The sequence below is a fragment of the Myxococcus sp. AM011 genome (assembly GCF_013372595.1).
GTDB classification, from domain to species: domain Bacteria; phylum Myxococcota; class Myxococcia; order Myxococcales; family Myxococcaceae; genus Myxococcus; species Myxococcus eversor.
Map to the genome: position 1 here is coordinate 1 of NZ_JABXEM010000534.1, position 1,815 is coordinate 1,815.

2 protein-coding genes and 1 pseudogene are annotated in these 1,815 nt (G+C 64.0%); 1 reads left to right on the plus strand and 2 read right to left on the minus strand.

The genetic code is table 11. The annotated features are described in order from the left end of the window. Positions 1 to 532: pseudogene (locus HUW62_RS47075) on the plus strand (hypothetical protein); the annotation flags it as partial. A gap of 137 nt (positions 533 to 669) precedes the next feature. Here the strand turns inward: HUW62_RS47075 and HUW62_RS47080 are convergent. Together HUW62_RS47080 and HUW62_RS47085 are read right to left on the minus strand one after the other, a co-directional pair. Further along, positions 670 to 1,245 (minus strand): DUF1629 domain-containing protein, encoded by a 576-nt coding sequence (locus HUW62_RS47080; RefSeq protein ID WP_163871135.1) that lies wholly within the window; start codon positions 1,243 to 1,245, stop codon positions 670 to 672. Between the two features lie 19 nt (positions 1,246 to 1,264). Further along, the coding region (locus HUW62_RS47085) for an AHH domain-containing protein (RefSeq protein WP_176438172.1) at positions 1,265 to 1,815 on the minus strand (551 nt) is incomplete at its 5' end.

Below are 1,815 nucleotides of genomic sequence, written 5' to 3' on the forward strand. Positions count from 1 at the left end.
CCGCCCCACCTTCACCCCGGAGTTTCTGGCCAGGTGTGCGGGGTACACGCTCGCCGCTCAGGTGGCGGCGGGTTGCCCGGCCTCCCAGGTGCGGCCGGAGCGGGAGGCCTGCACGGCGGAAGCGCGTGAGTACATGTCGCGCCTGCGGGCGAACGACGATGAGAACCTTGCTTTATTGCTGGACGTGAACCAGCCCGGCTTCTCCAGCACTTATGGGGTGTACCGAACTGGCAAGTACATCGGCGCGATCCCCCGGGACAGAGACATCCTCAAGAAGGGTTGGCGGGTCGAGGGCTATCTCTGGACGGAGGGGAAATACGTCGTGGGTCGGTACACGAAGGTGTTTCCTGCTCCTGGAGCGATTGACGCCTCGGGCGACCCGCTACCGCGAGAGGTTCCCATTTGCATTGTTCTTGGAAATGACAGTCGCTTCGAGGGCTTGGAGAAGTTGGAGGGCTCCAAGCCAGGTGCCGTTGTGCTCCGGCACCAGGTTATCGCCCGCTATATTTATGGGGAGTGGACGCAGCCCTGACGGTGGCTGAACAGGGTTGAGCGGGTTTGGGCGCCGCGCCCTGCGGAGCCGGACGCGGAGGACGCTTCGGCGGTTGGCTCACGCGCTGGCGCGGAAGGCAGGGGACTTCGACAGGACCTGGGGAGGCGCGTGGCCGCTCAGACTTCCTCGAACTTCGCCCCCGTGACGTTCGCTCGCTCCAGGGCCACCTTGATGTCCTCGGAGACGATGAGGGCAATGGACCACCCCCAGGTGCGGAACACCTTCGCACCGCCCACCTTCGTGGGGTCGATTCGCATCCCGTAGACGCTGCGGTACTGGCCGAGCTTGTCCGGCCGCTCGTCCTCGGGCTTCCAATACATTATCTCTTCCGAAGCCGCGTCATCGATGCATCGGATGAGCTTCGTGGCGACGAGCACGACATGCTGTTCCGGGCGACCTTCGACATCGACGGGTATCAATTGCACATCATCGGGCGCCAGCTCCGCGAAGAGGTTGGCCACCCTGACGTGGACGATGGGAGCGTTGCCGACGCCCGCCGTGCAGTAGTCCAACCACCTTCCAGGCTCGCTGATGGGAAACTTCAGGCGACCCGCGAGATGTATGGAACGCCCCCGGGCGAACTGCCAGATGTCCTCGACCTCGGTGCCCGTCTCATCCAGCGGGTCCCCCAGGTACCAGTTCCCACCCTGCACGTCTTCGCTGAGCGCGTAGTATCGCGACGGATTCGGCATGGTGGACTTCCTAGAGTCCTCACGGGTCCCGAGTCAAAAGGCCGTGGATTTTGGTTCCTGAGGTCTGCGCTTCTCTGGCGAGAATGCGTAGCTCATCCGTGAGGGCCTTCCGGCACTCGTCAACCTTGCGGCACTCTCCCAAGGCCGACCTCAGTCGGCGATAGACGTACTCGTGATACCGCTGCGGATGTGGCCCCTTGTGGCCCACGACTTCGACGATATTCTCGGGGTCCTTCAGCTTCATTCCAGCTCGTGTGAACAACTCCCTGAATCTTGGCGTCCAGGGGCCACCGCGCGCGGCGGAGACATCGTTCTTGTTCGTGGCGATGTGATGATTCTCACTACGCCCTCTCCGGCTCGCCATGGCCACGGCATTCGGGGCGAGCGAGATGGTGAAGCCCTCCGCCGTCAAGGCGACTGAACTCACGCTGCCCACGGCCGCATACTGGAAGCCCGCTTGGGACTCCACCGCCAGGGCCGCCTGGGCGGAACCCGGCAACCCCATTGACTTCGCCGCCAGTCCCGCCGTGTTCCCGATGGCCACCGTGGCCAGCATGACGAAGACGCGCG

Coding starts and splice junctions, on each gene's coding strand:
- HUW62_RS47080 (WP_163871135.1), bottom strand. CDS start 1,245: ATGCCGAATCCGTCGCGATACTACGCGCTCAGCGAAGACGTGCAGGGT.